This window comes from Pseudomonas sp. CP-1, from assembly GCF_021213715.1.
GTDB lineage: Bacteria > Pseudomonadota > Gammaproteobacteria > Pseudomonadales > Pseudomonadaceae > Pseudomonas > Pseudomonas aeruginosa.
In genome coordinates this window covers 1-5,523 of sequence record NZ_JAJQKY010000044.1, presented here as the reverse complement: position 1 = coordinate 5,523, position 5,523 = coordinate 1, and the positions used below count along the sequence as shown (strand labels likewise).

The 5,523-nt window shown below is 71.0% G+C and carries 5 protein-coding genes and 2 pseudogenes; all 7 read left to right on the top strand.

The genetic code is table 11. The features are described from left to right. A partial coding sequence (locus tag LT948_RS32860; RefSeq protein ID WP_003108342.1) for a PhzA/PhzB family protein occupies positions 1 to 105 on the top strand: 105 nt, incomplete at its 5' end. A 23-nt stretch (positions 106 to 128) separates the two neighbouring features. Then, on the top strand, positions 129 to 1,346 hold the full coding sequence (phzC, locus tag LT948_RS32855) for a phenazine biosynthesis protein PhzC (RefSeq protein WP_020751158.1): 1,218 nt from the start codon (positions 129 to 131) through the stop codon (positions 1,344 to 1,346). Further along, a pseudogene (gene phzD, locus LT948_RS33425) lies at positions 1,343 to 1,678 on the top strand (phenazine biosynthesis protein PhzD); the annotation flags it as partial. The gene phzC and the pseudogene phzD (LT948_RS33425), both read left to right, overlap by 4 nt. Before the next feature lie 10 nt (positions 1,679 to 1,688). Beyond that, a pseudogene (gene phzD, locus LT948_RS32850) lies at positions 1,689 to 2,099 on the top strand (phenazine biosynthesis protein PhzD); the annotation flags it as partial. After that, complete coding sequence (phzE, locus tag LT948_RS32845; protein ID WP_031642762.1) at positions 2,096 to 3,979, top strand: phenazine biosynthesis protein PhzE; 1,884 nt, start codon at positions 2,096 to 2,098, stop codon at positions 3,977 to 3,979. The pseudogene phzD (LT948_RS32850) and the gene phzE, both read left to right, overlap by 4 nt. 13 nt (positions 3,980 to 3,992) lie before the next feature. Further along, a complete protein-coding gene (gene phzF / locus LT948_RS32840; protein WP_003117652.1) occupies positions 3,993 to 4,829 on the top strand; it encodes a phenazine biosynthesis protein PhzF in 837 nt (278 codons plus the stop codon). Positions 4,830 to 4,854: 25 nt separating this feature from the next. After that, positions 4,855 to 5,499: a phenazine biosynthesis FMN-dependent oxidase PhzG gene (gene phzG, locus LT948_RS32835; RefSeq protein WP_003112073.1), complete on the top strand. Its 645-nt coding sequence runs from the start codon at positions 4,855 to 4,857 to the stop codon at positions 5,497 to 5,499. The last annotated feature ends 24 nt before the right edge of the window (positions 5,500 to 5,523 follow it).

Here is a 5,523-nt window from a genome sequence, read left to right as displayed (position 1 = left end):
GACGGCAAGATCAAGCGCAACCGCGAATTCATGAACGTCTTCCAGCAATTGCGCGCCCTGAGCATTCCGGTCCCGCAGATCAAACGCGAAGGCATTCCCACCTGAGGCCATCCTGGAAGGGGTGAACTATGGACGATCTATTGCAACGCGTACGGCGCTGCGAAGCGCTGCAGCAACCCGAATGGGGCGATCCGTCGCGCCTGCGCGACGTGCAGGCGTACCTGCGCGGCAGTCCGGCGCTGATCCGCGCCGGCGACATCCTGGCCCTGCGCGCGACCCTGGCGCGGGTCGCCCGCGGCGAGGCGCTGGTGGTGCAGTGCGGCGACTGCGCCGAGGACATGGACGACCACCATGCCGAGAACGTGGCGCGCAAGGCCGCCGTGCTGGAACTGCTGGCCGGCGCCCTGCGCCTGGCCGGCCGGCGGCCGGTGATCCGCGTCGGGCGCATCGCCGGGCAGTACGCCAAGCCGCGTTCCAAGCCGCACGAGCAGGTCGGCGAGCAGACCCTGCCGGTCTATCGCGGCGACATGGTCAACGGCCGCGAGGCCCATGCCGAGCAGCGCCGGGCCGATCCGCAGCGGATTCTCAAGGGCTATGCGGCGGCGCGCAACATCATGCGCCACCTGGGCTGGGACGCCGCGTCCGGGCAGGAGGCGAATGCCTCGCCGGTCTGGACCAGCCACGAGATGCTGCTGCTCGACTACGAGCTGTCGATGCTGCGCGAGGACGAGCAGCGCCGGGTCTATCTCGGTTCGACCCACTGGCCGTGGATCGGCGAGCGCACCCGCCAGGTCGACGGCGCCCATGTGGCGCTGCTGGCCGAGGTGCTCAACCCGGTGGCCTGCAAGGTCGGTCCGGAGATCGGCCGCGACCAGTTGCTGGCGCTCTGCGAGCGCCTCGATCCGCGCCGCGAGCCGGGACGCCTGACGCTGATCGCGCGGATGGGCGCGCAGAAGGTCGGCGAGCGCCTGCCGCCGCTGGTGGAAGCGGTGCGCGCGGCCGGCCACCCGGTGATCTGGCTGAGCGACCCGATGCACGGCAACACCATCGTCGCGCCCTGCGGCAACAAGACCCGCCTGGTGCGCAGCATCGCCGAGGAGGTGGCGGCGTTCCGCCTGGCGGTGTCCGGCTCCGGCGGCGTGGCCGCCGGGCTGCACCTGGAGACCACCCCGGACGACGTCACCGAGTGCGTCGCCGATTCCAGCGGCCTGCACCAGGTCGGCCGGCACTACACCAGCCTCTGCGATCCGCGGCTGAACCCCTGGCAGGCGCTCAGCGCGGTGATGGCCTGGGCCGGCGCAGAAGCGATCCCGAGCGCAACCTTCCCCCTGGAGACCGTGGCATGAGCGGCATTCCCGAAATCACCGCCTATCCCTTGCCGACCGCCCAGCAGCTGCCGGCCAACCTGGCGCGCTGGAGCCTGGAGCCGCGGCGCGCGGTGCTGCTGGTGCACGACATGCAGCGCTACTTCCTGCGCCCGCTGCCCGAGAGCCTGCGCGCCGGGCTGGTGGCCAACGCCGCGCGGCTGCGCCGCTGGTGCGTCGAGCAGGGCGTGCAGATCGCCTACACCGCCCAGCCGGGCAGCATGACCGAGGAGCAGCGCGGCCTGCTCAAGGACTTCTGGGGGCCGGGCATGCGCGCCAGTCCGGCCGACCGCGAGGTGGTCGAGGAGCTGGCGCCGGGGCCGGACGANCGCCTACACCGCCCAGCCGGGCAGCATGACCGAGGAGCAGCGCGGCCTGCTCAAGGACTTCTGGGGGCCGGGCATGCGCGCCAGTCCGGCCGACCGCGAGGTGGTCGAGGAGCTGGCGCCGGGGCCGGACGACTGGCTGCTGACCAAGTGGCGCTACAGCGCCTTCTTCCACTCCGATCTGCTCCAGCGGATGCGCGCCGCCGGCCGCGACCAGTTGGTGCTGTGCGGCGTATACGCCCACGTCGGGGTGCTGATCTCCACGGTGGACGCCTACTCCAACGACATCCAGCCGTTCCTGGTGGCCGACGCCATCGCCGACTTCAGCGAGGCGCACCACCGCATGGCCCTGGAATACGCCGCCAGCCGCTGCGCGATGGTGGTCACCACCGACGAGGTGCTGGAATGAACGCCCTGCCCACATCGCTGTTGCAGCGCCTGCTCGAACGGCCGGCGCCGTTCGCCTTGCTCTACCGTCCGGAAAGCAATGGCCCGGGCCTGCTCGACGTGATTCGCGGCGAGACGCTCGAACTGCACGGCCTGGCCGACCTGCCGCTGGACGAGCCCGGCCCGGGCCTGCCGCGCCATGACCTGCTGGCGCTGATTCCCTACCGGCAGATCGCCGAGCGCGGCTTCGAGGCGCTCGACGACGGTACGCCGCTGCTGGCGCTGAAGGTCCTGGAGCAGGAACTGCTGCCGTTGGAGCAGGCCCTGGCGCTGCTGCCGAACCAGGCGCTGGAACTGAGCGAGGAAGCTTTCGACCTCGACGACGAGGCCTACGCCGAAGTGGTCGGGCGGGTCATCGCCGACGAGATCGGTCGCGGCGAAGGCGCCAACTTCGTGATCAAGCGGCGCTTCCAGGCGCGCATCGACGGCTACGCCACGGCCAGCGCGCTGAGTTTCTTCCGCCAGTTGCTGCTGCGCGAGAAGGGCGCCTACTGGACCTTCATCGTCCACACCGGCGAACGCACCCTGGTCGGCGCCTCGCCCGAGCGGCACATCAGCGTGCGCGACGGCCTGGCGGTGATGAACCCGATCAGCGGCACCTACCGCTACCCGCCGGCCGGGCCGAACCTGGCCGAGGTCATGGAATTCCTCGACAACCGCAAGGAAGCCGACGAGCTGTACATGGTGGTGGACGAGGAGCTGAAGATGATGGCGCGGATCTGCGAGGACGGCGGTCGGGTGCTCGGTCCCTACCTCAAGGAGATGGCGCACCTGGCGCACACCGAGTACTTCATCGAGGGCCAGACCAACCGCGACGTGCGCGAGGTGCTGCGCGAGACGCTGTTCGCCCCGACCGTCACCGGCAGCCCGCTGGAAAGCGCCTGCCGGGTGATCCGCCGCTACGAGCCGCAGGGTCGCGGCTACTACAGCGGGGTGGCGGCGCTGATCGGCGGCGATGGTCAGGGCGGGCGCACGCTGGACTCGGCGATCCTGATCCGCACCGCCGAGATCGAGGGCGACGGCCGCCTGCGCATCGGCGTCGGCTCGACCATCGTGCGTCACTCCGATCCCCTGGGCGAGGCGGCGGAAAGCCGGGCCAAGGCTTCCGGGCTGATCGCCGCGCTGAAGAGCCAGGCGCCGCAGCGCCTGGGCTCGCACCCGCATGTGGTGGCGGCGCTGGCCAGCCGCAACGCGCCGATCGCCGACTTCTGGCTGCGCGGCGCCAGCGAGCGCCAGCAGTTGCAGGCCGACCTGTCCGGACGCGAGGTGCTGATCGTCGATGCCGAGGACACCTTCACCTCGATGATCGCCAAGCAGCTCAAGTCGCTGGGCCTGACGGTGACCGTGCGCGGCTTCCAGGAGCCGTACTCGTTCGACGGCTACGACCTGGTGATCATGGGCCCCGGCCCGGGCAACCCCACCGAGATCGGCCAGCCGAAGATCGGCCACCTGCACCTGGCCATCCGTTCGCTGCTCAGCGAGCGCCGGCCGTTCCTCGCCGTGTGCCTGAGCCACCAGGTGCTGAGCCTGTGCCTGGGCCTGGACCTGCAACGCCGGCAGGAGCCCAACCAGGGCGTGCAGAAACAGATCGACCTGTTCGGCGCCGCCGAGCGCGTCGGCTTCTACAACACCTTCGCCGCGCGCGCCCTGCAGGACCGCATCGAGATCCCCGAGGTCGGCCCGATCGAGATCAGCCGCGACCGCGAGACCGGCGAGGTCCACGCCCTGCGCGGGCCGCGCTTCGCCTCCATGCAATTCCACCCCGAATCGGTGCTGACCCGCGAGGGTCCGCGCATCATCGCCGACCTGCTGCGCCACGCGCTGGTCGAGCGGCGGCCCTGAGCCAGGAGAGCCCATGCACAGATATGTCGTGATAGACGCCTTCGCCAGCGAACCGCTGCAAGGCAACCCGGTGGCGGTGTTCTTCGACTGCGACGACCTCAGCGGCGAGCGCATGCAGCGCATGGCGCGGGAGATGAACCTGTCGGAGAGCACCTTCGTGCTCCGCCCGCAACAGGACGGCGACGCGCGCATCCGCATCTTCACCCCGGTCAACGAACTGCCGTTCGCCGGCCACCCGCTGCTGGGCACCGCCATCGCCCTGGGCGCCGAGACCGACAAGGACAGGCTGTTCCTGGAGACCAGGATGGGCACCGTGCCCTTCGCCCTGGAGCGCCAGGACGGCAAGGTGGTGGCCTGCAGCATGCAGCAGCCGATCCCCACCTGGGAGCACTTCAGCCGCCCGGCCGAGCTGCTCGCCGCCCTCGGCCTGAAGGGCTCGACCTTTCCCATCGAGGTCTACCGCAACGGCCCGCGCCACGTGTTCGTCGGCCTGGAGAGCGTCGCCGCGCTGTCCGCGCTGCACCCCGACCACCGCGCGCTGTGCGACTTCCCGGACCTGGCGGTGAACTGCTTCGCCGGCGCCGGGCGGCACTGGCGCAGCCGCATGTTCTCGCCGGCCTACGGCGTGGTCGAGGACGCCGCCACCGGTTCCGCCGCCGGGCCGCTGGCGATCCACCTGGCGCGCCACCGGCAGATCCCCTACGGGCAGCAGATCGAGATCCTCCAGGGCGTCGAGATCGGCCGGCCGTCGCGCATGTACGCCCGCGCCGAGGGTGCCGGCGAGCGGGTCTCGACGGTGGAAGTGTCGGGCAACGGCGCGGCCTTCGCCGAAGGCCGGGCCTACCTGTGAACGGGCAGAACGGAGGAACGCCGTGATGGGCGTCAACGCGAACATTTCCGAGTCCCTCACCGGGACCATCGAAGCCCCTTTCCCGGAGTTCGAGGCGCCGCCGGCGAACCCCATGGAGGTGCTGCGCAACTGGCTGGAACGCGCCCGCCGCTATGGCGTGCGCGAGCCGCGGGCACTGGCCCTGGCCACGGTCGACGGGCAGGGCCGGCCGTCGACGCGGATCGTGGTGATCGCCGAACTCGGCGAGCGCGGGGTGGTGTTCGCCACCCACGCCGATAGCCAGAAGGGCCGCGAACTGGCGCAGAACCCCTGGGCCTCGGGGGTGCTGTACTGGCGCGAGAGCAGCCAGCAGATCATCCTCAACGGCCGCGCCGAACGCCTGCCCGACGAGCGTGCCGACGCCCAGTGGCTGAGCCGCCCGTACCAGACCCACCCGATGTCGATCGCCTCGCGGCAGAGCGAAACCCTCGCCGACATCCACGCCCTGCGCGCCGAAGCCCGGCGCCTGGCGGAAACCGACGGCCCGCTGCCGCGCCCGCCGGGCTACTGCCTGTTCGAACTGTGCCTGGAGTCGGTGGAGTTCTGGGGCAACGGCACCGAGCGGCTGCACGAGCGCCTGCGCTACGACCGCGACGAAGGAGGCTGGAAGCACCGCTACCTGCAACCGTGACGACACCGCTGCGCCGGCGTTTCA